Source organism: Neptunomonas sp. XY-337 (genome assembly GCF_004959845.1).
Lineage (GTDB): Bacteria > Pseudomonadota > Gammaproteobacteria > Pseudomonadales > Balneatricaceae > Neptunomonas > Neptunomonas marina.
The window spans coordinates 169,664-196,067 of the sequence record NZ_SPLL01000004.1 but is presented as its reverse complement, the minus strand read 5'-3'; the positions used below and the strand labels follow the sequence as shown (position 1 = coordinate 196,067).

Below are 26,404 nucleotides of genomic sequence, written 5' to 3'. Positions count from 1 at the left end.
CTGTTATTGATACGCGAAGCACTGCACGCGGTTCCTGCCGTTCTGTTTGGCGAAATACAGCGCTTTATCTGCGTTGCGATATAGCGCTTCGCCATCATCCCCTTCATGCAGTTGGGCGCATCCATAGCTGGCCGTCACATGCATAGCGATGGGGGACTGGGGGTGTAGGATATTCGCACCATTCACAGCACTGCGAATCTGCTCTGCTAACTGTGCAGCTCGCTCGATATCGCTGCCCGGTAGTACGAGAGCAAACTCCTCTCCGCCGAGTCGGGCGGTAACATCAATAGCGCGCTTGGTTGCGTTTTGTAGCAGGCTGGCAACCTGAGTGAGGCATTTGTCTCCGGCGGGGTGGCCAAGTGCGTCGTTATAGTGTTTGAAGAAATCGATGTCGATAATGACCAAGCTTAGGGGCTCACCAAAACGCTCAACGTGGTTGAGCGCGTTGCCCAGCGCCTCATTAAATCCTTTACGGTTTAACAGACCGGTCAACTCATCCGTGCGTGTGATGGCCTCGAGCTGGCGTACAAGGCGCAGATTTTCCACGTAACGTCGTTCACCAATAACAAGTCGCTTACGTATGGTAACGAGAAAGAATGCCAGCAACACCGGAAAGACGGATAGCGAGATCAACATGGCAAGTAGTGGTGCGTCGGTACCATGGACCATCAAAAATGCATAGGTTGCGAAGAGCGCTGTCAGGGTTGTTAGTAATAGCCCGATGCGTGAATAGAACCCCAGCATGAAAACAAAAAATCCCACCAGTAGCAGTTTCTGAGCCGTGTTTTCATTGTTCGTGCAGTAGTAAACCGATAGCGCAGCACAGGCCCAGGCACCCGCTAACGCAAGGGCGCTAAGGTCCCATGTATCTAAGTGAAGCGTTAGGGACCGCGGGTAACGAAATAGCGCAGCCGCTAATATGCACAGGGTGACCGCCGCATAAGAAAAATGGTACGCAGGCGCTGCAATTTGGGGCGTGCGCAGAAAAAAGAACGCCACAATGAGTAAGCTGATCAGCGTCGTAAGACTGACCCACTGAAAACCTGTACGCAGGATACGTCGTGCGACGAGATCAGCAGTGCGACGAGCGGTAACAGGCATGGACTAGCGTCTCCTTCTGAGCAGACTAGGCGGCTTCTATATTTTACAAGTGATCATCTTTTGATCACTTTCAGTGTAATACAGAGTCCCTAAATACGCTGGTTTGCGTGCGATTAGTTTTATTAAACCCAATCGCTTGCTTTAGAATGGCGTTTTTTGTGCAGGTAGATGCCATCGAAATGTCGAAGTCGAGCCGCTTTGTTCCACTCTTGCTTGTTGTTGTTATGCTCTCGTTGGCGGGCACATGGCAGCTAGGGCAATACGCGCGCGACTGGTCGATGCGGCAGCTGAAAACAGAGGGTGAAGATCGCCTGTTAGATACTGTCAGTGAGATTCGCCTGTTGCTGGCGCGTTTTAGGTACCTGCCGTTTTTGATCTCCCAGAATAAAGATGTACATACACTCCTCAAGGCTCAGACACCTAACCAGGTTGAAACGGTCAGTCGTTTTCTGGAGCAAACGAATCTTGTTGCTGGCTCAACCGCTCAGTTTGTATTGAATCGTGAAGGGTGGCCGGTGGCGTTCAGTAACTGGCGCGAGCAGCAAGACTTCTACCAAGTTTCCCATAGTGCCAGCCCCTACTTTCAGCAGGCACTAAAGGGAGATCAGGGCCTCTATATTGCGATTCCAGAAGGGCCCTTTCGGGGGGCGTTTTATCTCTCAGCTCCGGTCTATGCTGCGGGGAACTTTGCTGGAGCTGCTACGGTGCGGGTTGATCTGAGCCAGCTACGCCCTGATCTGCCTCAAGTACGTGACTACTTGTTGAGCTTGCAGGATAAAATTCTGCTCGCCAGCCAAACCAAATGGCAGCAACGCCCGATGGCTGAGGTATTGAAAGCGGCTCAGGTGCAACAACTCAGTGATGGCAGTACCGTTGAGTTACGCTATCTACCCGATGGCCAGCGAGTATTGAGCCAAAGCGTATTGCTGGACGATTTAGGCTGGCGAGTCACGGTGCTGAGCGATATTTCCACCGCGCAGCGGGTGGGGCGCACCGCGGTGCTCTATGGCTTGGGTGGTTCAGTGGCGCTGCTTTTACTATTGCTGTATCTGCGTGAACGCCACCTAAAAAACCTTTCCCGACAAGAAACCCGTCAAGCGCTGGAGCGCAACGCCCGCCAGCAAAGACGTATTATCAATACCACTCAAGTGGGCATGATCACGCTGGATGCGCAAGGACGTATCACCTTTATCAACCCGATGGCGCGCCAGCAATTTGGTGCGGAGATGTCGCAGCTGTTGCAGCAGCCGATTACCGCGCTCATCGCAGATCAGCCTGAGCAGCAGAGCCTACGTGCAGCGTTAGTCTCCCTCCCGAGCGCCAGCTTTACACCGATCACGGCCCTGGAATCAGTCGCGTTGCGCCAAGATGGCCGTACCTTTCCGATGCTGTTTTCCTTAAAGCCGATGGAGCAAGGGGTGAACGCTACGTATTTGGTAACGGTGATCGATATTACACCGCGAAAGCGAGCTGAAAAGGCACTGCAGCGCGCCAATGATCAGCTCGAGCATAAGGTAAAAGAGCGTACCCGTGCACTCGAAGAAGCCCAATCTGAGTTGGTGCAAGCTGAGAAAATGGCTGCGCTGGGGCGTATGTCATCGGCGCTAGTGCATGAGTTAAATCAGCCGCTGACTGCGCTGCGCACCTACATCGCTATCAGCCGTGCATTAATCGCCCGAGAAGAGACGGTGCAACTGGGGCAGAACCTAGATCTTATCGATGATCTGACTGGGCGTATGGCGCAGATGACTCGTCAACTAAAAACCTTTGCGTTCAAAAAACCTGAGCAACTGATTACGCTCGATCTGGTGACCGCACTCGATCCGGTGCTGCAACTCTTTGCTGAAACATTTCGCCAGCAGCAGATCGACGTGGTGTACGAGCGGCCAACGGAGCCGATCTATGTTGCCGCCGATAATGCTCGTATCGAGCAGGTCCTGACAAACTTGATCACCAATGCCTGTGATGCGGTTGCTGAGGTGGCAGCACCGCGCCTTGTGCTCACGCTAACCGCTGATAGCGATATGGGCCGCTTTAGCCTGCAAGATAATGGCTGCGGCCTTGCGGACCCCAGCCAACTGTTTGAACCCTTTTACACCACGAAAAAGATGGGTGAAGGCCTCGGCCTTGGGTTATCGATTGTGCGCACGATCGTGCGGGATTTAGATGGCACCATTCAGGCGAGCAATCGTCCTGAGGGCGGTGCCTGTTTTACCTTGTTACTGCCACTGATTAAGGAGCGTCCAGAGTGATTCGAGGCGAAGTGTTATTAGTTGATGATGACCCACTCATTCGTCAATCCACCGAGCAGTGGCTAACCATGAGCGGCTTTGCTGTCACCTGCTGTAGCACTGCTCATGAGGCGCTTAGCCATTTAAGCACGGAGTTTGGCGGTATCCTTGTCTCTGATGTGATGATGCCCGATATCGATGGTTTGGAGCTGATGGCACAAGCACAGGCGCGGATACCCAATCTGCCCGTGATCTTGATCACCGGCCACGGTGATGTGGATATGGCGATCAAGGCTGTACGCGATGGCGCTTATGATTTTATCGAGAAACCCTTTGTGCCTGAGCGGCTGGCTGAGGCGGTGCACCGTGCCTGTGAAAAGCGCCAATTGATGTTAGAGAATGTGCGTTTGCAACAGAATTTAGCCACACAGAGTGGGCTGGACACGCGCCTGATCGGTATTTCGCCGTCGCTGCAAAAGCTGCGCTCTGATCTACTCAAGTGCGCTGAGCTGGATACGAATGTCATCATCTATGGTGAAACGGGCACCGGCAAAGAGCTGGTGGCGCAGTGCCTGCATGAGTTCAGCAAGCGCCAAAAGAAGCCGTTTGTGGCGTTAAATTGCGGTGCGATTCCCGAATCTTTGATTGAGAGTGAGCTGTTTGGTCATGAGTCGGGCGCATTTACAGGTGCAACGGCAAAGCGGATTGGCAAGTTTGAATATGCTGATGGCGGCACTTTGCTGCTTGATGAGATCGAAAGTATGCCGCACCACCTACAGATCAAGCTACTACGTACCTTGCAAGAGGGTGTTATCGAGCGCTTAGGGTCAAACCAGCAGATCCCTGTTGATCTGCGTATCGTGGCCGCATCGAAGGCTGACCTGAGCATCGACGATAATTTCCGCCAAGACCTTTTCTATCGCTTGAACGTTTCAACGCTGTATCTGCCGCCGCTGCGCGAGCGTACCGAAGATATTCCGCTGCTGTTTGAGCACTATGCGCGCCTAGCCGCAACGCAACACAGCCGTGAACCGCGCCGTATCAGCGGCCAAGATGTGCGGACTATCCAACAGTATCGCTGGCCGGGCAACGTGCGTGAGCTGAAAAATATCGCGGTACGTTATGCGTTAGATGGCGAGCAAAGTGCGGCTCAACTGCTATATCCGCAGCAGGGAGAACTGACCCACGAACGCTTTGTAGACACCTCGCTGCCATTAGCTGTGCAAGTAGCTAATTTTGAGAGTGCGGTGATTCAACATGCTTTGATGACACATCAGGGCAACATCAAAGCGGTGATGGATATGCTTGATTTACCGCGGCGTACCCTGAACCAAAAGATGGCGAAGTATGACCTTAACCGTAGCGATTTCCTGAGTGACGCTGAACGTGAAACGCAGAGTGATTAGCCGGTCGGCAAAAAACGGCCTATAGCGGCTGAGCGATGATTTTTACCCCGTGGTGAGCGCATTACCGGCTTTTCTTATACGACAAAAGTTGCATCTTGGCAGTTGTGCGAGCGGCGTGACAGGGGTGATGTGCTGAACTTGACCCGGTAATCGGCAATTTTTTGCTTATCCAAAGCGATAGTTATCAGCAAAAAAGTGCCGACCGTGCTGGCAATGGTTGTTTTTATAAAATTTTAAGCAAATAAAAACAAAGAGTTACGGTTTTTTCTAGGTTGGCATTTCGTTTGCTATACCCACGTAGGTAAAACAATAACAATGTCTGCACGATAGGAATGCATCTATGAAAATCAGCAAACGTAACCTGTTAAAGAAAGCCGGTATTGCAGCGGCAGTCGCGTCCGCAATGAGCCTAACAACACTGGCACACGCCGAAGATAAGCGCTCTTACATCATGGCAACGGCCACAACAGGTGGCACTTATTACCCCGTTGGTGTTGCGCTAGCGACGCTTACCAAAGTGAAGCTAGAGCCTAAATACAAGATGTCGTTGTCGGCGATCAACTCTGCAGGTTCAGGCGAAAACGTTAAGCTACTGCGTGAAAACGAAGCGCAGTTTGCGATCTTGATGGGTGTTTACGGCGCATGGGCATGGAGCGGTGAAGGTAAAATTGCTCAATCTGGCCCGCAAAAACACCTCCGTTCAGTGACGATGCTGTGGCAGAACGTTGAACAGTTCATCGTGAAAAGTGATCTGGCTAAGAGCGGCACGGTAAAAGACTTAGCTGACTTCGGTGATGAGAAGTTCTCTATCGGTAAGAAAAACTCCGGTACGGAAGGGGCTACGCAAACGATTTTGGGTAACCTTGGCATTGATACCAGCAAGATGTCACTGGCGCATCTTGGCTATGGCCCATCGGCTGATGCACTACAAAACGGCACGATCTCCGGTATGAACATTCCATCGGGTATCCCGACATCGGCTGTCACGCGCGCTTACGCCGCGATGGGCAATGACATCACGATGTTGAGCTTCACGGATGAACAGATCAAAGAAGCGAACGGTGAATATGATCTATGGACGCGTTATGTGATCCCAGCGAACAGCTATCCTGGGCAGACCAAGGCGATCAACACCATGGCGCAGCCAAACTTCCTTGCGGTGCGTGATGATGTGTCTGAAGATGACGTATATCGCCTGACGAAGGTGGTGTACGAGAACCTCCCATTCCTGAATGGTATCCACAAAGCGACCAAAGCGATGTCTATTGAAAAGGCGATCGCCGGTTTGCCAGTACCGCTGCACCCAGGTGCTGCACGCTACTACCAAGAGCAAGGTATCGAAATTCCTGCTCATCTGATTGCGGATAAGTAATACGCCGCACCTCAGAGGCGCTTATTTAGGCGCCTCTGACCTCTTGGTTGCCCTAGCTGGCAATATCGATTGAGACCACAACTGACGGAATGATTTTGCTATGAGTGCGAGTGCATCAGTTGCAGATAAGTCGCTGGATCCTGATCAGGAAACGGCGGATAAATTAAAGAACCTTGAGCTGATCCAGCGCCCTGAGCAGTCTTTTGTGGGGCGGAGCATCTATTGGGCCGGCGTCCTGTTTGCGCTGGCGCATATCTATTTTAATACGCTGGGAACACTACCAGAGCTGTGGGTTTCGGCGATCCACTTTGGCGGCTTTGCACTCTTGTGTGCACTGATGGTGCCAGCCTTTGACAGCCAAAGTGTTGCAGGCCGGCGCGTAGCGCTGCTTTTGGATGTATTGCTCGGCGTGGCAGCGATCATCTGCACGCTCTATTTGATTGGCTTCGAAGATGCGCTCTATGACCGTGGTGTGAAATATATACCTACCGATTGGGTCGCCTCGATTGCGGCAATCTTTATTTCACTCGAGATGGCCCGCCGCACCACCGGTTGGTTTATCCCCTTGATGATTCTTACGGCGCTAACTTACGTATTTTGGTGGGGGCAGTATCTGGGCGGAATCTTCAACTTCCCGGGCCTCAGCTTAGAGACCGTGCTGTACCGCAGCTATTTCTCGTCTGAAGGTATGTTTGGCTCAATTGCGCGCATTTCGTGGACCTACGTGTTCATGTTTATTCTGTTCGGTGCCTTTTTGGTGAAGTCCGGCGCCGGTGATTTCATTATCGAGCTTTCACGCTGTGCGGCAGGCCGCTTCGTTGGCGGGCCGGGCTTTGTGGCGGTACTGGGCTCTGGCTTGATGGGTTCGGTATCAGGCTCTTCGGTGGCCAATACGGTATCGACAGGCGTTATCACCATTCCATTGATGCGCCGTGCAGGCTTTCCCGCGCGTTTCTCAGCCGGTGTTGAAGCGGCTGCATCCACCGGTGGGCAGTTGATGCCTCCCGTGATGGGCGCTGGTGCGTTTATTATGGCGTCTTACACACAGGTACCTTACGTGGATGTGATCGCAGTGGCGGCGCTCCCTGCGTTGTTGTACTTCTTATCAGTGGGTTTCTTTGTCCGTGTGGAGGCGATGCGCAGCCATGCCGAAGCGGTGGAACTGGATACACGACCGATTGGCGAAGTATTGAAAGACGGCTGGCACTACCTGTTGCCGTTGGTGGTGTTGGTGGCGTTGCTTATTTACGGCTTTACGCCTACGTATGCTGCGGGTATCGCGATTATTTCAGTGGTGGCGGCATCTTGGCTCTCTAAGCACCCGATGGGCGTGCGCGATATCTTGGATGCCCTAGCCCAAGGCTCAAAAAACATGGCGACCACGGCGATGCTGTTGATAGCCGTGGGGCTGGTGATCAATGTGGTCGCGATGACCGGTATTGGTAACACCTTCTCGCTGATGGTGGCTGAATGGGCCAATGGAAGCTTGCTGATTACGCTTGTACTGGTCGCGCTCGCGTCGCTGATTTTAGGCATGGGGCTACCGGTGACCGCCGCCTACATCGTGTTGGCAACACTGTCTGCTCCGGCGCTTTACAACTTGATCGCCGAAATGCAAGTGATCGAGATGATGGTGAATGGCACGCTGCCCGAGGTGGCACGGACGATTTTCCTCCTCGTCGATGCCGAGAAAGCCGCTCTGTTAGCAGCGCCGATGAGCGAGGTGGACGCGCAGCAACTGTTGGCATTGGTGCCGGGTGACTTTAAGGGCCAACTTTTAGAGCAAGCCATTGCACCTGAACAGTTGGCTATGATTCTGCTAGCAGCCCACATGATCATCTTTTGGTTATCTCAAGATAGTAATGTCACCCCACCGGTGTGCTTAACGGCATTTGCTGCCGCTGCCATTGCGAAAACACCGCCCATGGCGACAGGTTTTACGGCGTGGAAGGTGGCGAAAGGCTTGTATATCGTACCGCTACTGTTTGCCTACACAAACTTTATCGGCGGTAGCACTGAAGAGGTGTTACGTATCTTCTTCTTTGCGGTCTTTGGTATCTATGCACTGGTTGGCTTTATGGAAGGCTACCTAGAGAGCGAATTAAATATCGCTTTGCGTCTGTTATCTGGTGCTGCCGGTGTGGCGATGCTGTGGCCCCACGCTATGTTGTGGCTTGATTTTGCAGGCCTTGCGGTGTTCATTGCGCTGTTTATCTACAGCCGTAAACAAGGCCCTGCTGCAGCGACCGCGTAAGCACTTTAGATTGGCCAAAACCCGCCTTAGGCGGGTTTTTTTGTGTCGATGAAAACCGAAACGTAGCGGGGTACGTAAAGGCAACGCTAACTAGGAGATCACATGATGCACAATGCCGCTGACCAGTCGCGTATTATCGAGATGGCTTGGGAGGATCGAACCCCTTTCGAGGCCATTGAAACTCAGTTTGGCTTGTCGGAACCTGAGGTTATCCGGCTGATGCAGCGTAGCTTAAAGCCGAGTAGCTTCCGTTTGTGGCGCCGCCGCGTTTCTGGGCGCGCAACCAAGCATCAGCAGCGCAGACCGGCGGCCGTCATTCGCGGCTATGCACCGGGCCAATATAAGCAGCGCTAACCCAATTGTTCTAAGGTTTTTATCGCCGGCGCTGTGGTGCATATGCGGCTTTTTGTTGCCGCCTGCCAGCACCTCTCGTAAACTCAACAGCCTAATATTGAGGGCTGTCTGATGTTTGAGAATTTTGCTTGGCTTCCTTTCTTGGTGGCGATTACGGCGCTAACGATGGTGCCCGGTGTGGATACGCTGGTGGTCATGCGCAACGCCGCACGCGGCGGAGTACGCGACGGGCTGCTAACAAACTTAGGTATCTGCTCAGGACTGTTCTTTCATGCATTGATCTCGGCGGCGGGGTTATCTGTCATTCTGTTGGGCTCTGCCGAGCTATTTATGCTGCTAAAAGTGGCCGGTGCCTGCTATCTGATCTGGTTGGGTGTGCAAAGCTTGCGAGCCGCTTACCGTGCGAAGCCTCTGCCAATCGACGCAGTAAGTACCCCGATGTCGCAGGTGTCGGGCTGGGTGTCGTTGCGTGAAGGGCTGCTCTCAAACGTGCTTAACCCCAAAACAATCATCTTCTATATGGCGTTTTTGCCCCAGTTTATTGACCCGAACCACCCCGCGATGCCACAAGCGATGTTGATGGCAGGCATCCACTTTGTGATCGGTTTATGCTGGCAAGGCTCGCTGGTGTTGATGGTGCATAAGGCACGTATCTGGTTGCAGCGCCCCCGCGTTGCGAAAACCATGGAAGCGATTACCGGCTCCCTACTGGTGATCTTTGGCCTTAAACTGATCACCAGTCGTTAACCTGTTAGCGCTGTGCTTGGTCTTTGCGATAGATCGCAAGTATCACTCCCGCAAGGATTAAGCTCGCGCTGAGTAGATGAATACTGCCCAGCGTCTCACCTAAGAATAGATACGCGGCCAAGCCGCTGAAAATTGGTAAGCTGTAATAGATAATGGCGGGTGTCGTTGGCCCCAGTAATGCGATTGCATGGCCCCAAAGCACGAATGCCAGCAGTGATGCGGCGACTCCCACATAAGCAATAGCGGCGAGTATGGAAAGGTCGGCTTCGTGGATCTGAAAGTGGGTGTTGCTGGCCTCCCATAGATAAAAAGGCAGCAGTAAAACCCAGCCAATGATAAAAGTAATGAGCTGAAAGGCCCATGCCCCAAGTGCTGCGGGTTTGCGCTTTACCATCACACTGTAGAGCGCAAAACAGATCGCCGCTGCCAGCATCCAAATATCGCCCTGAGCAAACTCGACACTCAGTAGTTGAGAGGGCTTTCCCTGTGTGACCAAATTGATCACCCCAATAATCACTAAGCCAACCCCGATCGCTTTGGGCCGAGTAATACGCTCATGCCAGTAAAAGCGGGCGAGCAAGATAACGAAGATCGGAAAGGTGATGGCGATTAACGAGAGGTTGATCGCGCTGGTGCTATGGCTGGCGATATAGATAAGGGTATTGAAGAGCGTTACACCGCACAGGGCGGTCAAGGTTAAGTAGCCAAGGTGTACGCGGATAGGCTGCCATGCGTGCAGCATTGGCTTAAGTGCAAAGGGCAGAAACACCAGAATAGCCAGCGTCCAGCGCCAGAATGCCAAGCTAATGGGCGGTACGCTATCGACTGAGCCGCGGGCGATAACGAAATTGCCAGACCAGATAATGGTGGCGGCCAGTGCACAGAAGCCACCGATAAAAGCTGAGGAGCGCAGAGAAAAATTCATAGGGCAACTATAGACCAGCACGATAAATAAGCCCCTACCGACGGACGGGTCGGCAGAGGCTAGTATGCACTTTTAATTATGCAGCGAGGTGCTGCGCATGAAACCGCAGATGGTCTTCAATGAAGCTCGCTATAAAGTAGTAGCTATGGTCATAGCCTGCTTGGCGGCGCACTTCTAGCGGGTAGCCCGTCTGTGCCACCACGCTTTCGAGCACATCAGTATTTAGCTGAGTGGCCAAAAAACTGTCGGCTTCACCCTGATCTACCAAGCCGACAACCGGTTGCTGTGCGTTGGGCAGTAGCACTGTGGTGTCGTATGGCGCCCATGTATCAAGGTCATCACCGAGGTAAGCCGTGAACGCTTTTTCACCCCAGAGGCAGTTAATCGGGTTACAGATCGGGCTGAATGCTGACATGGAGCGGTAACGCTCGGGGTTACGCAGGGCGATCATCATCGCGCCATGCCCACCCATCGAGTGGCCAGCAATGGCGCGTTGCTGATTAACCGGGAAGTGGGTTTCAATTAGCCCAGGTAGCTCATCCACGATGTAGTCATACATACGATAGTGTGAGTTCCATGGCGCTTGCGTTGCATTTACGTAGAAACCTGCCCCTTGGCCTAAGTCGTAGGCTTCATCGTTGGCGATATCCTCTCCTCGAGGGCTGGTGTCAGGCGCGACAATGGCGATGCCCAACTCGGCCGCAATACGCTGTGCACCCGCTTTCTGCATAAAGTTTTCATCCGTGCAGGTCAGGCCTGAGAGCCAGTAGAGTACTGGCACTTTTTGGCCACTCGCCACTTGCGGCGGGAGGAAAATCGCAAAGCGCATGGCACAGTTCAACACCCCGGAATGGTGCTGATACTGCTTGTGCCAGCCGCCAAAGCAGCGGTTTTCGCTGAGGTTTTCAAGGTTCATATCAGCGCTCCCAATTAGGCCGGATCGTAGTGGATAACGCTACGAATACTCTTGCCCTCATGCATGAGGTCAAAGGCCTCGTTAATGCCCTCAAGGCCCATGGTATGCGTGATGAAGTCGTTGAGTTTAAACTCGCCAGCGAGGTAGCGCTCGACGATCTCTGGTAACTCGGAGCGGCCCTTCACACCACCAAATGCGGTGCCGCGCCAAACGCGTCCAGTCACTAGTTGGAATGGGCGGGTAGAGATCTCTTGTCCAGCTCCCGCAACACCGATGATGACGGATTCCCCCCAACCTTTGTGGCAACACTCCAGCGCTGAACGCATGACATCGACATTACCGATACATTCGAAACTGTAATCAACGCCGCCATCTGTTAGCTCAACAATCACCTCTTGGATTGGCTTGTCATAGTGTTTCGGGTTGATGCAGTCGGTGGCGCCCAGCTGCTTGGCTAGCTCAAACTTACTTTCATTGATATCGATAGCGATGATGCGGCTTGCTTGTGCCATCGTCGCGCCGATAATGGCCGATAGACCGATGCCACCTAAACCGAAAATAGCGACCGTTGCGCCGGGCTCCACTTTGGCGGTGTTCAGGACCGCCCCCATCCCTGTTGTGACACCACACCCTAAAAGGCAAACCTCTTCAAGCGGGGCAGTTGGATTCACTTTGGCAAGGGAGATCTCAGGTAAGACGGTGTACTCAGAGAAGGTTGAGCAGCCCATATAGTGATAGATCGGCTGGCCATCTTTTGAGAAACGGGTCGTGCCGTCTGGCATCAAGCCTTTGCCCTGTGTTTCACGAATCTTTTGGCACAGGTTGGTTTTACCTGATTTACAGAACTTACACTCGCCACACTCTGGCGTGTAGAGTGGGATGACGTGATCGCCGACTTTTACGCTAGTGACACCCTCGCCCACGGACTCCACGACACCGCCGCCTTCGTGACCTAAGATCGCTGGGAAAATACCCTCAGGATCTTCACCAGAGAGTGTAAATGCGTCGGTATGGCAAACGCCGCTGGCAACAATACGTACCCGTACTTCGCCTTTTTGCGGCGGCATGACATCGACCTCTTCGATAGATAGCGGTTGATTTGGGCCCCAAGCGATTGCTGCGCGCGATTTAATGACCTCAGCCATGATGATGCTCCTATGGTTTGTCTTGGTAGATGCTCTAACGGCATGTTCAGTAGTGCTAGTGTAATTGCTCCGCTTCAGTTAATAATCAGGGATATGTAAAATCACTTTTACTGTATGGTAATAGTTGGGCGTATTGCAGGGGGCGTATCGATGTATAACTGGGAAGGAATCTCAGAGTTTGTTGCGGTAGCCGACACCGGCAGCTTTACAGCGGCAGCTGACAAACTGGGTGTGTCTACGGCCCATGTCAGCCGCCAAGTTAGTAAACTTGAGCAGCGTTTAGCGGTGAAGCTGCTGTACCGCACCACGCGTAAGGTTTCGTTGAGTGAAGATGGCCGCAGCTTTTTTCAGCAGTGCCGCACCTTATTGGAAGGGCTGGAAGATGCCGAGCGGGCGCTCTCCGAACGCCAAGGAATGCTGCGCGGTAAGCTGCGTCTAACAGCCCCAGTCACCCTCGGTGAGCGAGCCATCGCACCGCTGGTGAATCAGTTTCTTGCCGAGCATCCAGAACTTGAGATCACGCTGCGCTTAACCAACCAGCCCCTCGACTTAGTTGAGGGAGGTTATGATCTTGCGATTCGCTTGGGTAAGCTCGAAAGCTCATCGATGATGGCCCGAAAGCTGGCACCGCGTATTCCCTATGTGTGTGCTTCTCCAGATTATTTGGCGCGTTGTGGTGTGCCGAATACGCTGGCCGAGCTTGAGCAGCATAACTGCCTACTGGGTACGCTGGATTATTGGCGCTTCCAAGTGGAGGGGCGCGAACGGGTGGTGCGCGTGCGCGGCAATTTAAGCTGCAATAGTGGCCATGCCTTGCTGGATGCGGCGCTGCAGGGGCTGGGCATCGTGCAACTACCCGACTACTACGTTGAAAACGCGCTCGCCCAAGGGCGGTTGGTCTCGCTGTTGGCGCAGTATCGTATCCCCGATGAGGGGGTCTGGGCGCTTTATCCCAATAACCGGCAGCTCTCGCCAAAGGTACGGCAGTTGCTTGATCACTTTGCCAAGGCGTTTGAGAACAAGTTGATTTAAATAGACCCTTTGGTGCGCGATACAGATGACGGCGTGGCCGTTTTCCCGCAAGATGGGCACTCTTTTGTGGGGCGTTAACGAAGAGATTCACAATGCAGTTAGAGACAATCGATAAAGCACGCTATAACAAACACGTCAAAATCACCTTTTTCGCCATCTGCGGATTTATGCTGGTGGTGGCTTTGGGTACCTCGGCGGTGTTGATTCACTTTTGGGGTGGGCCGGAGGGCGACAACTTCTGGCTAAACGCCTTGGGTGTGGTTATCGCTGCGTTGGCATTAGCGCAGATTCTTTCGATGCTGCGCCATCATCCATTTTTATACGAAGTGGCGTACGTGCGGCGCGTTAAAGGGGAACTCAACCGCATCTACCGTAAGCAGCAAAAGATAAAAGCGGCAGCCGAGAAGGGTGACCCAGTGGCGATGACCATCCTTGATTTTAGCTACCGTGCCTCGCGACAAGTCTATGAGCTGGATAACAACACGCTTACGCTGGAAGAGCTTGAGCGGGCAAAACGTACCCTAGATGAGCAGCGTGAAGCATTTGGTGTTGCATCTTTGATGGACTACTCAGGCGATTTGCTGGAGCGTTTCTGAGGTCGGCTTCGCTGCTTAAAGAGGCTCGCATTCCATTGGCGCATCGCCATAACCAGCGTGGTGCCATGGCGCTCTTCAACCGGTAGCGCCATATCTTCACGCATAAGTTGGTTAAACTCTTCGGCCAAGCGCTGCATTTTCCGCTGCAGTAGCGCGTTATTGGCTGCACTTAACAGCGCATTGGAGACCAGCAATTTTTCGGTGCTACGATCAAAGCGCGAGCTAAAGAAGTCTTGCTCGATTTTGTCATGGAAAAAGCGCTGAATCGGTCCATCGGGACGCCAGTGAAAGTTAGGTGCGATGCGTAACTTAACGCGATTGCCTGGCAATAGATCGATGATCTTTAGACGATCAAGCTTCGCCAGCTTACTAATGCAGTCAACTTCACTGAGGTCGTAGTAGCGCAAGATATCCTCAAAACGCATCCCATTGATCACGTTGATCGCCACTAAGAGCAACTCAACATCATCGGCAATCTCTTGCTCCTGCTCTCGGGTGAGTTGGCTCAGTTGCGCGTGGTGATAGGTCATACGCTGAACTAAATCCGATAACTCAATCCCTAGTAAGGTGCACACCGCTTCGAGGCGTTGCAGGGTAAAGCTGCGCTCGGCAAACAGGCGCTTGACGGAGGCTTCGCTCAGATTGAGATGTGTAGCGACATCCGCGTAGGTTTTGCCGTGGGCTTTTAACTCGCGTTTTAGCGTATCGATAAGGGCGGTAACCTGAGCCATATCTCATCCTTGTGGAAACTGAGTGTGCGAGTATAAGGGATCTGAGCCAGTTTCGCTGGCTTTGAAACTGTCGCTGATTGTCCTCATCTTGCTTTTGATAGATGCGCACGCTGTAATTGCCCACTCAATCGCATAGGAGGCACACAGTGGCAGATCAAGAGTGGGACCCGCGTTTTGCAGCGGTAAAAGAGTGGGAACTGTTGCAAACTCAGGTGGAAGGTTATGAGAAGCATGGGCTCTATATCAAGCTTGTTGCGACTGCGCTCGTCGCGACAGCACTATTGACTGCAGCGGGCAGCAGTATTTTGATGGCTGCTATGATTGCACTGCTATGGCTGCAAGAGGGTATCTGGAAAACTTTCCAGAGCCGTTTGGAAGCACGCTTGCTGGAACTTGAGGACATGATCGCAGGGGATAAGCCTGTGGCACCGTGTCAGTTACATAACCAGTGGCAAGCAACGCGTCCGGGTCTTGTGGGTTTGGTGCAAGAGTATGTTAAACAGTCGTTGCGTCCAACGGTGGCGTATCCATATGTGGCGCTGATTGCTTTATTAGCACTGCGCTGCTGGTGGTAATATCGATTGATCAGCAGCAGGGCTATGCCTGCCGCTGATCATTATGACCGCTAGCACTGATCTATAGCGGTTTCCATCTCGGTTACGATCTCATCTGATAACTCGCAAACGCGCTGATAACTGCGTTCTGCTCGTTGCAGATCCCCTTGTTCTTTGGCGCTTACGATCTCGCCTATTAAGCGGTGTAGCTCTTCGTGTGGCTTTTCGATAGCGCGTAGCGGAGAGAGTTGGCTACAGATGCTGTGCCCATCGCCATAGTACCAACGCCCAAAATCACACTCTTTATGGGAGACGGCCTGCTCTTTGGACAGGGTGCTCTTGCCATCTAAGAAGGCGCGTAAGCGCATCTTCCACGCTTGGTGTGCACTGAGCGCAACGGCAAGCTCAATTTTGGGGTCTTTGGTGACTTTAAAGCGGCGTACCACGCCCATCAGGCTGGTCAACTCCAAGCCGACGTTCGCTGAGGCGTCTAGTATTTGGTCGGCTCCGCTTGCCACATTGTGGGCACGGTCTGCGATCTCAACCACATTGCGATTGATCTCTTCCGATACTTGGCTTTGCTCTTCAGCCGCAGCTGCAATTTGCAGCACCGCATTATTCACCTCGGCCATTGTGGCTCGAATTTGCTCCAGTACGCGGCCCGATTCGCTAGAAACATCGACGGTTGCCAGCGCCTGAGACTGGCTCTCGTTGATAACGTTTACGGTTTGTTGGGTACCCGATTGCAGATGTGAAATCATCGCGTCGATTTCTGAGGTAGAGGCTTGTGTGCGTGAGGCTAGTGAGCGCACTTCATCGGCTACTACGGCGAAGCCACGGCCATGCTCACCCGCGCGAGCGGCCTCGATCGCTGCGTTGAGTGCTAACAGGTTGGTTTGCTCAGCGATGCTTTGAATCACATCCAGAATAGTGTGAATGCGGTTGCTTTGGTCGCCCACATCACGCATCAGCTCGACTGTTGACGCGACATTGGTGGCTAAACGGTTGATATTCTCGATCGACTTTTCAACAGATTGATAGCCTTGGTCTGATTGCGTCTGGGACTCGGTGGTGAGCGTGGTCGCACGCTCCGCATTGTGGGCAACTTCATGGGCGCTAGCGTTCATTTCGTTAACCGCTGTTGCGATTTCGTCGGTTTTCGCCTGCTGCTCGCGTACTGAGTTAATGGTGCGCTCGGTAATGCTGAATAGCTCAGAACCGTTGCGGGAAACGCCGGAAATCGAGCGCATCAGCAGTTTAATCAACTCCTCGGTATTACCAACAAAGTGGTTGAACGCCGTCGCGATATCTGCCAGTTCATGCTTGCCGCTATCATCCAAGCGTTGTGTCAGATCGCCATCGCCACTGGCAACATTCTCCATCGCATCGCGCATCTCCTTGAGTGGCTTGACGATACTGCGGGTAATGAGCATGGCTATGAGGCCACCCAAAACAAGGAAAACAACGCCGATAATCACGGTGTGGATAAACGAACGATCCAATATTTCGAGGTAGTCGGTACGAGGTATGGCCACGGTGATAACGCCAATACCGCGTCCGGAAAAGTCTTGTAGCTGATCGGCGTAGAAGGCGTACTCTGTTTTACCGATCGCACCGTTGACGATCTGTGGCTGGCCATCTGCAGCTTGATTCAAGACCTGAGCAGAGAGTACAGCGGGTGCTTTAAAGGTGCTGCCAAAGGGCTCGAGGGAGCGCTGCTCCTGTATGTGGATCGCCACTTCGGTGCCCTGTTCTCCTTTAAACTGGTCGAGCATCGCTTGGCCAAGAGAGAAACCAAACTCCAATGACCCCCAGTGCTCGCCGGCGATTATCACGGGCACCACGCCGCGGATACCGAGGCCAGCAACGCCTTTCTCAACTCCTTTTACGGGCTGGCGCTGTTGGTTGGTCTGTACCACTGTACGGCGGAAGCTGGACAGGTCATCTCCAAACTTGGCCGGTTTATGAACACGCAGGAATGAGGTGGCTGGTGGTTTATGGAACTGTAGTTGGCGCAAACCGTATTGGCTTTTCAGCTTGGCAAAGCTGCGCTCTAGTGTTTGCAGTAGCGCTTGGCGATCACCCGATTTGAGTTGTGCTTGTACTACGGGCATCTCTGCGATGAAAGACGCTAAAGCAGTCGCGACACGCTCCTCTTGGTGTAGTTTTTCGTTGAACTTCAGGTAGATTCTCGACAATTCACGCTTTTCCGCTTCGCTGATAATTTGCTTCATATCACTGAGCATAAAAGGCATGACAACGGCACAAACTAACGCGATTAATAGTGTGAAGCCCACTAATAGGCGCGTTCTTATCCGCAACTGAGACAACATCGACGATATCCTTGCAGGTGTTAGGGAAGTTACATAAGTGTATTCTAATTAAGTCGGCCGCGGATTAATAAAAATTACTTTTTTTCACAGAATGAACGTGGTGACTGACAAAGCGAATGTGGGTTTTGGTCGCGCGGCGCGCTGCAACAGGATCGCGTTGCACAATGGCTTCATACATCTGTTGCTGCTGTGACCTCACTTGGTTTTGCACCTCAGCGTCTTGTATGAGCAGCGGCAGGCAGGTTTGGATGGCCTTACAGAGCAAGGCTTTTATCTGGCACAGTGTTTGGACCAATATAGGGTTATGGGAGCAGAGGATGACCATATGATGGAAGTTAAAGTAGGTATCCATCGTTAGCTCTGTGTCAGGGGAAATCAGCCTTTCGTAAGCTTGGGTCAATTGATACAGGTCGGTTTGTGTTGCGCGCTGTGCCGCCAGAAACGCCGCGTGGCTCTCGAGTTGCTCTCTGACATCAAGGAGATCGAATAAGGTCCGTTCATGGCTATCGAACAGGTGGACAAGAGGGTCGATAAGCTCCTCTTCTATGCTGTGAAATACCTCAACAACATAAGAGCCGATACCTTGATGTGTGATAATGAGCCCCTTCGCCTGCAATTGGCGTAGGGCCTCTCGAATCACGGTGCGGGAGTATCCAAAACGCTGCGCGAGTCTGCGCTCGGAGGGCAGTTTATGGTTGGGCCGCCAGACGCCTTCAAGGATCATCTCCTCTAATTGATAAACCAGTTTACCGGTGGCAGAGGTGTTGCTGTTGGTCATCGGGCACTCCGTCCTATCACGCCACGTACTACTGTCTTAGAAAACATGCATTAACTATATAGTTTATAGGGGAATTCACCACCTCTGAGCAATCCGGATAGTGGTTTGGATATTAAATTACTGGTCATACCAGTGTTTTAAACCATGATTTAGATCGCTAGGATGAGCCTCCACGTGCAATGCACCACATTTTTATGCTGTTTTGTCAGATGTTGCCATCCATTTGTTCAATCCCGTTACGAGCGGTGATGGTGACATCTGACCCCTTTGTCCCTACCCATGCTGTTGTGAATATGGTAACTCTAACGTCACGATAAACCTCTCGGCGATAGAGCCAAGGAGGCAGTGTGCAAGATGCAAGGTCTGCGCTGCGGCGTGAGTTAGCTGCGGCGTTTGCGGATTTTATTGATCCTGGATATGTTATTGCCGATCGCGAAACGCAGAAGCCATATGAGTGCGATGGCCTTTCGATGTACTGCGAGATGCCGTTGCTGGTTGTTTTACCAGAGACGCTCGCGCAAGTGCAGCAGGTGATGACACTTTGCCATCAACAGGGTGTTCCTGTTATCGCACGAGGCGCGGGAACTGGACTGTGTGCGGGTGCCATGCCCCATCCCGACGGCGTTGTCTTATCGCTGGCCAAGTTTAACCGTATCCTCGCTATCGACCCATTAGCGCGTACCGCGCGTATTGAGCCCGGCGTTCGCAACCTTGCGATCAGTGAAGCGGCGGCTCAGCATGGCCTCTATTATGGGCCAGATCCTTCCTCACAAATCGCCTGCTCAATAGGTGGCAACGTCGCTGAGAACTCTGGCGGCGTGCACTGCCTCAAATATGGTCTTACCTCGCATAACGTGTTGAGTGTGCAACTAGTAACCGTGAGTGGCGAGCTGGTGACATTGGGAAGTGAGGGTTTGGATAGCTCCGGTCTTGATCTAATGGCACTGATTAATGGCTCTGAAGGCCTACTTGGTGTGGTGACCGAGGTGACAGTTCGTCTCCTGCCGATGCCCGAAAAAGCACAAGTGGTGTTAGCTGGTTTCCCCACCGTTCAAGCGGCGGGAGATGCGGTGGGAGCGGTGATTGCCGCTGGCATTATTCCAGCAGGCCTTGAGATGATGGATCATCATGCGATTGTGGCTGCCGAAGCCTTTGCGCAAGCGGGATATCCGCTCGATGCTCAGGCCTTGCTGCTATGTGAGCTTGATGGCACTGCTGCTGAGGTAGATCAGTATATTGCGGCAGTTGCCGAGATCTTCACCGCACAAGGTGCCTCCTCTATTCGTGTATCCCAGAGTGAAACGGAGCGTGCGGCGCTCTGGAAAGGCCGTAAGTCGGCGTTTCCTGCGGTTGGGCGTATCTCGCCAGATTACTACTGCATGGATGGCACGATCCCGCGTAGCCAGTTGGCCTATGTCCTGACCCAGATGCAACAGATGTCGCAGACGTTTGGTCTGCGCGTGGCAAACGTCTTCCATGCAGGCGATGGCAATTTACACCCACTTATCCTGTTTGATGCAAACAAGCCGGGCGAATTTGCACGTACGGAGGCATTTGGTGCCCGTATTCTGGCGCTATGCGTTGAGGTCGGGGGCTGCATCACAGGTGAGCATGGTGTGGGCTTAGAGAAGATTCGCCAGATGGCTGTGCAGTTTAATGATGCCGAAATTGCGCAATTTCATCGTTTGAAGTCCGCTTTTGACCCCCGCGGTACGCTTAACCCAGGAAAAGGCATCCCGGTGCTTGGCCGCTGCCAAGAGTACCGGGCGTTGGCGAAAGGAGAGGCCTCCTAATGGATAAAACCACCCAACTCGTTGCTCAGGTTGAGCATGCTATTGCCACGGGCCAGCCACTCTCCGTTCGTGGCAATGGTACCAAGGACCATTTGGGACGCACCACGAGCGGACTAACGTGTTTAGATCTATCTGAACATACCGGTATTATCAGTTATCAACCGGTTGAACTCGTTATGACCGCACGTGCTGGAACGCGCCTTGATGAGATTATCGCCCACCTCGACGAGCATAATCAGATGTTGCCCTGTGAGTCTCCGCTGTTTGGTGGCGCAGCAACCATTGGCGGAACCTTAGCTAGTAACGTATCTGGGCCTGCAAGACCGTGGGGTGGGTCCATTCGTGATCTGGTGCTAGGGACGCAGCTGATCAATGGGCAAGGTGAACTCCTGCGCTTCGGCGGCCAAGTGATGAAAAACGTAGCAGGCTACGACGTATCGCGGTTACAAGCGGGAGCGCTGGGTACGTTAGGAGTGATCACCGAAGTCAGCTTTAAAGTGTTACCCAAGCCCGAGACAACCGCCTATCTCGGGCTAGCGCTTACGGCAGAGGATGCCGTGATCCTGATGAATCAGCTCGCCGGAACCTCCGCGCCAATCAGCGGTGCTTGTTGGTATGTGGGCCAACTTCACATGCGTTTATCGGGGGCTGAAGCTGCAGTAACGCAGACGATGGCGCAGTGGCAGCGTGATTACACTATGACAGAGGAAAACGGTAGCCATTGCTGGCGCTCGTTACGCGAGCAAAACTTATTGCTAGGTGCTGATCCTCTTTGGCGATTCAGTGTGCGCAGCAGTGCCGTGCTGCCCCATGATGCCGACAGTGTGATTGATTGGTGTGGCTCACAGCGTTGGCTACGCGGCGAGTATGAGCTTGAGGCGTTGTCGCTTATCGCTCAGGAGGCCGGCGGCAGTGTAGCGAAGTGGCAAGGCGGTGATCGTCAAGCCGAGGTGTTTTCTCAGCCCAATGCGGTTCTGAAACATTTACAGCGTGAGGTAAAACACGCGCTGGACCCACATGGCATCTTCAACCCCGGACGCCTCTACGGCTGGATGTAGGAGCGCTGTATGCAGACGAAAATTCACAAGCGCTGGAATAAGATTCCAGCCGTTCAGGAAGCCGAAACCATTTTGCGCAGCTGCGTACACTGTGGCTTTTGCACGGCCACGTGCCCAACGTATCAAGAGTTATCGGATGAGCGTGATGGCCCGCGTGGACGCATCTATCTAATCAAACAATTTTTGGAAACGGGCACATTAACAGAGCGCTCGCGCCGCCATCTCGATCGCTGCCTCGCATGTCGTAGTTGTGAAACCACTTGCCCTTCGGGGGTGCGTTACGGCAGGCTGTTGGATATTGGTCGGGCACTGGCTGAGCAAACACTGCCAAGGGGTTGGTTAGCGCGTGCGCAGCGATACCTATTGAGAACGATTGTCCCCAAGCCTAAACGCTTTCGGACCTTGCTACGGGTGGCTCATTTATTCAAACCCGTGCTTCCCAAGTCCCTGCAAAAGCAGGTTCCTCCGTTAGTCAATGCTAACACTTGGCCTGCTCAACGCCATAATCGCGTTATGTTGGTATTACAGGGTTGTGTGCAATCAGTGTCGAGTCCGCAAACAAACGAAGCGGCCGCACGGGTGTTGGATCGATTAGGTATTAGTTTGGTGGTCGCGCCGGATGCGGGTTGCTGTGGTGCGCTCACGCATCATTTAAGTCATGAGCAGAGTACGCTGTTGGCGATACGCCAGAATATTGATGCGTGGTGGCCAGCGGTGGAAGCGGGCGCTGAGGCGATCGTTGTAACGGCTTCGGGATGTGGTGTGACGGTCAAAGAGTACGGTGAGCTATTAGCCGCTGACCCTCAGTATGCTGAAAAAGCAGCACGTGTCAGTGCTATCGCCAAAGATATTGCCGAAGTGATCGCCTGCGAGGATGTGAGCTCGTTAGCGGTTAAGTTGCCGAAAAAAACGGCCCTGCATTGCCCCTGTTCACTGCAGCATGGGCAACAACTGCCCGATATTGTTGAGCAATTGGCGTTGCGTATGGGGGCAAACTTAGCGAAAACACAGGAGAAACATCTGTGTTGTGGCTCTGCAGGAAGTTATTCTTTACTGCAGCCTGATATAAGTGAGCGTTTACTTACACGAAAATTAGCGGCTTTATCTGCCGATAATCCTGAGCAAATCGTGACGGCGAACATCGGGTGTCAGTTACACCTTGGTGCGCATGCCGACGTACCCGTTAAACATTGGATTGAATGGCTTGATGAAGCGCTCAGCTAAGCTGCTCTTGAAAGAACTGCTTAGGTGGCTTACCTAGTGTTTGCCTAAACATCGCTACAAAAGCGCTGGGGCTTGCGTAGCCAAGAGATAATGCCACGTCGGTCACGCTGTCACCGCGGCTGAGGCGGTTGATCGCCTCTTGCAAGCGCAGCTGCTTGCGCCAAGCGTTAAAGCTCATATTGGTCTCTTTCTGAAAGAGCCGTGTGAGGGTGCGGCGGCTTGCTCCCACCTCCTGCGCCCATGCTTGCGCAGATTGCTCGTTAGCTGGGTCCTGCATAAGGCGCTGCATAATGCGTAAAATGCGGCGATCTTTGGCCAGTGGCAGGTATAGCTCGGCTGGCTGCAATGCTTCAAGCTCATCCATAAGCACGTGAACTAAGCGCGCCTCACGGCCATCAGGTGAATAGTGCTGTGTAAAGTTAACCACACGTTTGATCAGCTCACGCACCAGCGGCGGCACATCCATGACAGCACACACGGTTGGATAACGTGCTGCAACCGAAGCATCAATATGTAGGTGCTGCACTAACACATCGGTTTCGGCGACCACATGGTGCAGAGTATTTCCTGGAATCCATACCGCCTGCTGGGGTGGAATCAGCCATGTACCGGTATCGGTTATCACCCGTATGACACCCTCTGCAGCAAAAGCCAACTGCGCGCGAACGTGCCGATGGGGCACAACTTCTAGGCCGCTATTCATCTGCCCTTGCGTCCCAATGATGGGGCGGCTCAGGTCTTCGATATCACCGGAACCCGAGGGCTGGCGATGTGTCCTTTTCTCGCTATCCATTGTCTTTTTGTCGCTACTGCGCCATCTGAATTGATGCCAGAATAACGTTTTTACTCTGTCTGTAAAGTTGTTGGTAGCACCATGTCGACTCGTAAAACTGGGGTTTTATCGGCGTTAGGGCCGCTCTCTGTTGTCCATTGGGCCAGTATCATCATCGTCAGCGGCGCCCTGCTGCTTGGGTATATTGCACCCGCTGGGCTGACTGCGCAGCAAAGCTGGAGCGCTGCACTGGTGGTGGCTGCTCTTGGGTTGATGGCGACAGCTGTTGTGGCCGATTATCTAATAGCGCTGCTGTTCTTTTTGGCAGCAATGCTGTTTGCAATAGCCCCTGCTGAGGTGGTCTTTGCGGGGTTTTCGGCAGGCGCAACCTGGCTCATCATTAGCGGGTTTGTGATCGGGATGGCGGTAAAGTCCACCGGGCTTGGTCAGCGGCTTAGTGGTTATCTGATGGTGTTTGCCTCGAGTTATACGCGCCTGATCAGTGCGGTGGTTGTGCTAGGAGTCGGTCTCGCATTTTTGATGCCATCTTCAATGGGGCGGATTGTGCTGTTGATGCCTATTGTCCTGCTGTTGGCAGAGCGTTGTGGCTTAAAGCCGGGATCACAAGGCTATATCGGTATAGCATTGGCTGCTGGCTTCGGCGCGCATGTGCCCTCGTTCGCTGTGCTGCCTGCCAATGTGCCCAATATGGTTTTGGTGGGCGTGGCTGATACGGTGCACGGTTTAACGTTGGGTTATGCCGAGTATCTGTGGCTGCATTTTCCGGTACTCGGCGCCTTAAAAGCGGTGCTTATTATCTGGCTGATTATCAAGATGTTTCCGGCGGGTTCGTTGGTGGCCACGCAATCTGAGATCAAGCCGCTCCAGTGCACCGAGATCTATCTGTTGGGGTTACTTTTGGTGGCTTTGGGGTTCTGGTTAACCGATAGTGTCCACCAACTCTCTCCGGCTTGGGTGGCGTTAACGGTGGCGGTGATTTTGTTGCTACCGAGGGTTGGCTTGGTATCAAAGCAGCAGTTTTCTGAGCAGTTCAACTTTAATACGGTGCTGTTTATCGCCGCTATTTTAGGCATTGGTGCGGTGATCAACCATAGCAGTTTAGGCGCTTGGTTCGCGCACTTGCTAGCGCCTGTTTTGCCGCTTGCGCCCAACGAGCCATTACAAAACTATCTCTCGTTATCACTTCTTTCGATGAGTTCTGGGGTGGTGGCGGGGCTGCCGGGTATTCCGGCGGTGTTAACGCCTGTGGCAGCTGAATTTGCCCAAGCATCTGGCTTACCGTTGAAAGCGGTTTTGATGTCTCAGGTGGTGGGTATATCGACCTTCCTCTTTCCCTATGAGTCAGGCCCATTATTGCTGGCGTTGAGCATGGCCAATGTGCCGATGCGTTTGGCGCTCAAGTATACGCTTGTGCTGGCGGCCATGAGCGTGGTTTTGCTTTGGCCGCTGAACTACCTGTGGTGGCTGCTGCTAGGCTGGTTGTAGCGGTGCAGAGGTTTCCTCCTCAGTTGTTTCGGTATCAGCATACGTTTTCGCGATCGAGATAAAGTCTGCCTCGGTGGCTAAAAAAGCATCCACAATGGCTGGGTCAAAATGGCTGCCTCGACCTTCGAGGATAATCGACTTGGCTTTATCGTGAGAGAAGGCTGGTTTGTACACACGTTTGGAGATCAGCGCGTCGTAGACATCCGCGAGCGCCATCAAGCGGCCCGCCAAAGGGATATCGTTGCCTGTGAGTCCCTGTGGATAACCACTGCCATCCCACTTCTCGTGGTGGGTGAGGCTAATTTCGCGTGCCAAACGCAGGAACGAGTTACTGCCCAACTGCTGCTCCGCTTTCCATAGCGCATCTGCGCCGATCTGGGCGTGTTGCTTCATAATCGCAAACTCATCATCTGTCAGCTTGCCGGGCTTCAGTAAGATCGCGTCGGGGATGCCGACTTTGCCCACATCATGCAGTGGTGCCGATTTGTATAGGAGGTCGATCACCTCGTCAGTGAGCAGCTCGGCAAATGCGGGTTCTGTTTTAAGCTGATTTGCTAAAGCACGCACATAGTGCTGAGTGCGGATGATATGGGCGCCTGTCTCGTTATCGCGGGTCTCTGCGAGTGTTGCTAAACCTAAAATACTGACATCACGCGTTTTATGTAGCTCTTGAGTACGATCTGCGAGCTTCGCAATGGTCGCGTTAGTGCTGGCAGCGATGTGGCCAAATTCATCGTTGGACGCAACCGGCACATGCACATCGAGCGACCCTTCTGCCACTTGGCTGAGGGCCTCATGTTGGAAAGATAGGAAGCGCTTTAAGTTGCGCGAGTAACCTAAAATAATGGCGAGCACATAGCCCATAACCGCTGCAACAATAAAGAAGATCTCCGTCAGGATATAGCGCTGCGAGGTACTCAGTGGGATTTTATCACCGGTATGGATCAGCCACTCAAGGTCTTTGTTGATCACCAAAAAGACAACACCGACAACAGCAAATGCACAGGCAGATGCGAACAGCGTGAACTTGCGGCTGATAGGAAAGTGTGAGGCCGATAGCGGCAAGCTTTGTTGGCTCGCGCGCAGTTGTTCTGCGATCGTATATTCACGATAGAGTGCTAGATCGCAAGCGATAAAGAATCCGAGCACCAACATGCCAATCATGACTTTACCGGTGCTTTCTAAGGGGAAGCTATACACAATGCTGTTGTAGCTAGCGAGTACCGCACCTGCGATCAAGAAAAGCCCAAGATCTGTCTTGAACTGTACCTGCACCTGCTCTGCGAGAGGGCGGCGTTCTATGTAGCGGGTGACATAGTGTCGAGCAAGACTTTTTCCAGCAAACACCAGCAAGATAGGGAGGAACAATTGCAACGGGGTAAGAGAGTCCAAAAATGGACACACCTGCATCCCGTAAACGGCGAACAGTAGGAGCGCGATACCATCATGAAGATGGGCGCGTTGCGATGTCGTGATCACCCGATGATCCTCTTATTATCTTATGACTGCTGTGTAAGACGTACACACAAAACAAAAGATAGTACAGCTCGGGCAATTTGTAGAAAAAATGCGACGG

Annotated in this window: 22 protein-coding genes; 13 read left to right on the top strand and 9 right to left on the bottom strand. The window is 52.9% G+C overall.

Annotated elements, in window-relative coordinates; translation table 11 throughout:
• Positions 1-3: 3 nt before the first annotated feature.
• Positions 4-1,101, bottom strand: coding sequence for a GGDEF domain-containing protein (locus E4L36_RS10905; protein ID WP_136680633.1), 1,098 nt, complete (start codon positions 1,099-1,101; stop codon positions 4-6).
• A gap of 158 nt (positions 1,102-1,259) precedes the next feature.
• On the opposite strand from E4L36_RS10905, the gene E4L36_RS10900 reads away from it, so the two are divergent.
• From E4L36_RS10900 to E4L36_RS10875, 6 genes are all read left to right on the top strand, one after another.
• Entirely contained in the window at positions 1,260-3,353 is a 2,094-nt protein-coding gene (locus E4L36_RS10900) for an ATP-binding protein (protein ID WP_169051527.1), read from the top strand.
• Positions 3,350-4,738 (top strand): sigma-54 dependent transcriptional regulator, encoded by a 1,389-nt coding sequence (locus E4L36_RS10895; RefSeq protein ID WP_136680631.1) that lies wholly within the window; start codon positions 3,350-3,352, stop codon positions 4,736-4,738. The genes E4L36_RS10900 and E4L36_RS10895 overlap by 4 nt, the downstream gene beginning before the upstream one ends.
• Positions 4,739-5,078: 340 nt before the next feature.
• A complete protein-coding gene (locus E4L36_RS10890) occupies positions 5,079-6,110 on the top strand; it encodes a TAXI family TRAP transporter solute-binding subunit (RefSeq protein WP_136680630.1) in 1,032 nt (343 codons plus the stop codon).
• A gap of 100 nt (positions 6,111-6,210) precedes the next feature.
• Complete coding sequence (locus tag E4L36_RS10885; protein ID WP_136680629.1) at positions 6,211-8,364, top strand: TRAP transporter permease; 2,154 nt, start codon at positions 6,211-6,213, stop codon at positions 8,362-8,364.
• 102 nt (positions 8,365-8,466) lie between these two features.
• A complete protein-coding gene (locus tag E4L36_RS10880) occupies positions 8,467-8,718 on the top strand; it encodes a TIGR03643 family protein (protein ID WP_136680628.1) in 252 nt (83 codons plus the stop codon).
• A gap of 111 nt (positions 8,719-8,829) precedes the next feature.
• The gene (locus E4L36_RS10875; protein WP_136680627.1) at positions 8,830-9,465 is read left to right on the top strand and encodes a LysE family translocator; all 636 of its coding nucleotides are present in this window, start codon (positions 8,830-8,832) and stop codon (positions 9,463-9,465) included.
• Between the two features lie 4 nt (positions 9,466-9,469).
• Here the strand turns inward: E4L36_RS10875 and E4L36_RS10870 are convergent, their stop codons facing one another.
• The 3 genes from E4L36_RS10870 to E4L36_RS10860 all read right to left on the bottom strand — a co-directional run bounded on the left by E4L36_RS10870 (position 9,470) and on the right by E4L36_RS10860 (position 12,451).
• Positions 9,470-10,390, bottom strand: coding sequence for a DMT family transporter (locus tag E4L36_RS10870; RefSeq protein ID WP_136680626.1), 921 nt, complete (start codon positions 10,388-10,390; stop codon positions 9,470-9,472).
• Positions 10,391-10,466: 76 nt separating this feature from the next.
• Entirely contained in the window at positions 10,467-11,306 is an 840-nt protein-coding gene (gene fghA / locus E4L36_RS10865) for an S-formylglutathione hydrolase (protein ID WP_136680625.1), read from the bottom strand.
• A gap of 14 nt (positions 11,307-11,320) precedes the next feature.
• Positions 11,321-12,451 (bottom strand): S-(hydroxymethyl)glutathione dehydrogenase/class III alcohol dehydrogenase, encoded by a 1,131-nt coding sequence (locus E4L36_RS10860; protein ID WP_136680624.1) that lies wholly within the window; start codon positions 12,449-12,451, stop codon positions 11,321-11,323.
• A 150-nt stretch (positions 12,452-12,601) separates the two neighbouring features.
• Between E4L36_RS10860 and E4L36_RS10855 the strand changes: the two genes are divergently transcribed.
• Complete coding sequence (locus E4L36_RS10855; protein WP_136680623.1) at positions 12,602-13,483, top strand: LysR family transcriptional regulator; 882 nt, start codon at positions 12,602-12,604, stop codon at positions 13,481-13,483.
• Positions 13,484-13,575: 92 nt separating this feature from the next.
• Complete coding sequence (locus tag E4L36_RS10850) at positions 13,576-14,079, top strand: DUF3087 family protein (protein WP_136680622.1); 504 nt, start codon at positions 13,576-13,578, stop codon at positions 14,077-14,079.
• Here the strand turns inward: E4L36_RS10850 and E4L36_RS10845 are convergent.
• Positions 14,049-14,810 (bottom strand): helix-turn-helix transcriptional regulator, encoded by a 762-nt coding sequence (locus E4L36_RS10845; protein WP_127693476.1) that lies wholly within the window; start codon positions 14,808-14,810, stop codon positions 14,049-14,051. The genes E4L36_RS10850 and E4L36_RS10845 overlap by 31 nt on opposite strands.
• A gap of 146 nt (positions 14,811-14,956) precedes the next feature.
• On the opposite strand from E4L36_RS10845, the gene E4L36_RS10840 reads away from it, so the two are divergent.
• Positions 14,957-15,385, top strand: a complete 429-nt coding sequence (locus tag E4L36_RS10840) for a hypothetical protein (protein ID WP_136680621.1) — start codon at positions 14,957-14,959, stop codon at positions 15,383-15,385.
• Positions 15,386-15,435: 50 nt separating this feature from the next.
• Here E4L36_RS10840 and E4L36_RS10835 read toward each other — a convergent pair whose 3' ends face one another.
• Both E4L36_RS10835 and E4L36_RS10830 read right to left on the bottom strand, forming a co-directional pair.
• Positions 15,436-17,697 carry a methyl-accepting chemotaxis protein gene (locus E4L36_RS10835; RefSeq protein ID WP_136680620.1) on the bottom strand — a complete coding sequence of 754 codons (2,262 nt, stop codon included), beginning with the start codon at positions 17,695-17,697 and terminating at the stop codon, positions 15,436-15,438.
• Between the two features lie 64 nt (positions 17,698-17,761).
• Complete coding sequence (locus E4L36_RS10830) at positions 17,762-18,475, bottom strand: FadR/GntR family transcriptional regulator (RefSeq protein WP_136680619.1); 714 nt, start codon at positions 18,473-18,475, stop codon at positions 17,762-17,764.
• Positions 18,476-18,879: 404 nt separating this feature from the next.
• On the opposite strand from E4L36_RS10830, the gene E4L36_RS10825 reads away from it, so the two are divergent.
• From E4L36_RS10825 to glcF, 3 genes are read left to right on the top strand one after another with little or no spacing between them, the layout of a single operon-like run.
• A complete protein-coding gene (locus tag E4L36_RS10825; protein WP_240770716.1) occupies positions 18,880-20,268 on the top strand; it encodes an FAD-linked oxidase C-terminal domain-containing protein in 1,389 nt (462 codons plus the stop codon).
• A complete protein-coding gene (gene glcE, locus E4L36_RS10820) occupies positions 20,268-21,326 on the top strand; it encodes a glycolate oxidase subunit GlcE (RefSeq protein WP_136680618.1) in 1,059 nt (352 codons plus the stop codon). The genes E4L36_RS10825 and glcE overlap by 1 nt, the downstream gene beginning before the upstream one ends.
• A gap of 9 nt (positions 21,327-21,335) precedes the next feature.
• Positions 21,336-22,550: a glycolate oxidase subunit GlcF gene (gene glcF / locus E4L36_RS10815; RefSeq protein ID WP_136680617.1), complete on the top strand. Its 1,215-nt coding sequence runs from the start codon at positions 21,336-21,338 to the stop codon at positions 22,548-22,550.
• Here glcF and E4L36_RS10810 read toward each other — a convergent pair.
• Entirely contained in the window at positions 22,543-23,343 is an 801-nt protein-coding gene (locus E4L36_RS10810; RefSeq protein ID WP_136680616.1) for a helix-turn-helix transcriptional regulator, read from the bottom strand. The two genes, glcF and E4L36_RS10810, sit on opposite strands and share 8 nt — an antisense overlap.
• Positions 23,344-23,424: 81 nt before the next feature.
• Between E4L36_RS10810 and E4L36_RS10805 the strand changes: the two genes are divergently transcribed.
• A complete protein-coding gene (locus E4L36_RS10805) occupies positions 23,425-24,828 on the top strand; it encodes an SLC13 family permease (protein WP_136680615.1) in 1,404 nt (467 codons plus the stop codon).
• On the opposite strand, the gene E4L36_RS10800 is transcribed toward E4L36_RS10805, so the two are convergent.
• Positions 24,814-26,307: an HD domain-containing phosphohydrolase gene (locus E4L36_RS10800; RefSeq protein ID WP_240770712.1), complete on the bottom strand. Its 1,494-nt coding sequence runs from the start codon at positions 26,305-26,307 to the stop codon at positions 24,814-24,816. The two genes, E4L36_RS10805 and E4L36_RS10800, sit on opposite strands and share 15 nt — an antisense overlap.
• Positions 26,308-26,404 lie beyond the last annotated feature (97 nt).

Excerpts from the sequence above, each read along its gene's own strand:
- E4L36_RS10905 (WP_136680633.1), bottom strand. The coding sequence starts at position 1,101 with ATGCCTGTTACCGCTCGTCGCACTGCTGATCTCGTCGCACGACGTATC.
- E4L36_RS10890 (WP_136680630.1), top strand. The coding sequence starts at position 5,079 with ATGAAAATCAGCAAACGTAACCTGTTAAAGAAAGCCGGTATTGCAGCG.
- E4L36_RS10885 (WP_136680629.1), top strand. The coding sequence starts at position 6,211 with ATGAGTGCGAGTGCATCAGTTGCAGATAAGTCGCTGGATCCTGATCAG.
- E4L36_RS10880 (WP_136680628.1), top strand. The coding sequence starts at position 8,467 with ATGATGCACAATGCCGCTGACCAGTCGCGTATTATCGAGATGGCTTGG.
- E4L36_RS10875 (WP_136680627.1), top strand. The coding sequence starts at position 8,830 with ATGTTTGAGAATTTTGCTTGGCTTCCTTTCTTGGTGGCGATTACGGCG.
- E4L36_RS10870 (WP_136680626.1), bottom strand. The coding sequence starts at position 10,390 with ATGAATTTTTCTCTGCGCTCCTCAGCTTTTATCGGTGGCTTCTGTGCA.
- fghA (WP_136680625.1), bottom strand. The coding sequence starts at position 11,306 with ATGAACCTTGAAAACCTCAGCGAAAACCGCTGCTTTGGCGGCTGGCAC.
- E4L36_RS10860 (WP_136680624.1), bottom strand. The coding sequence starts at position 12,451 with ATGGCTGAGGTCATTAAATCGCGCGCAGCAATCGCTTGGGGCCCAAAT.
- E4L36_RS10855 (WP_136680623.1), top strand. The coding sequence starts at position 12,602 with ATGTATAACTGGGAAGGAATCTCAGAGTTTGTTGCGGTAGCCGACACC.
- E4L36_RS10850 (WP_136680622.1), top strand. The coding sequence starts at position 13,576 with ATGCAGTTAGAGACAATCGATAAAGCACGCTATAACAAACACGTCAAA.
- E4L36_RS10845 (WP_127693476.1), bottom strand. The coding sequence starts at position 14,810 with ATGGCTCAGGTTACCGCCCTTATCGATACGCTAAAACGCGAGTTAAAA.
- E4L36_RS10835 (WP_136680620.1), bottom strand. The coding sequence starts at position 17,697 with ATGTTGTCTCAGTTGCGGATAAGAACGCGCCTATTAGTGGGCTTCACA.
- E4L36_RS10830 (WP_136680619.1), bottom strand. The coding sequence starts at position 18,475 with ATGACCAACAGCAACACCTCTGCCACCGGTAAACTGGTTTATCAATTA.
- glcE (WP_136680618.1), top strand. The coding sequence starts at position 20,268 with ATGGATAAAACCACCCAACTCGTTGCTCAGGTTGAGCATGCTATTGCC.
- glcF (WP_136680617.1), top strand. The coding sequence starts at position 21,336 with ATGCAGACGAAAATTCACAAGCGCTGGAATAAGATTCCAGCCGTTCAG.
- E4L36_RS10810 (WP_136680616.1), bottom strand. The coding sequence starts at position 23,343 with ATGGATAGCGAGAAAAGGACACATCGCCAGCCCTCGGGTTCCGGTGAT.
- E4L36_RS10805 (WP_136680615.1), top strand. The coding sequence starts at position 23,425 with ATGTCGACTCGTAAAACTGGGGTTTTATCGGCGTTAGGGCCGCTCTCT.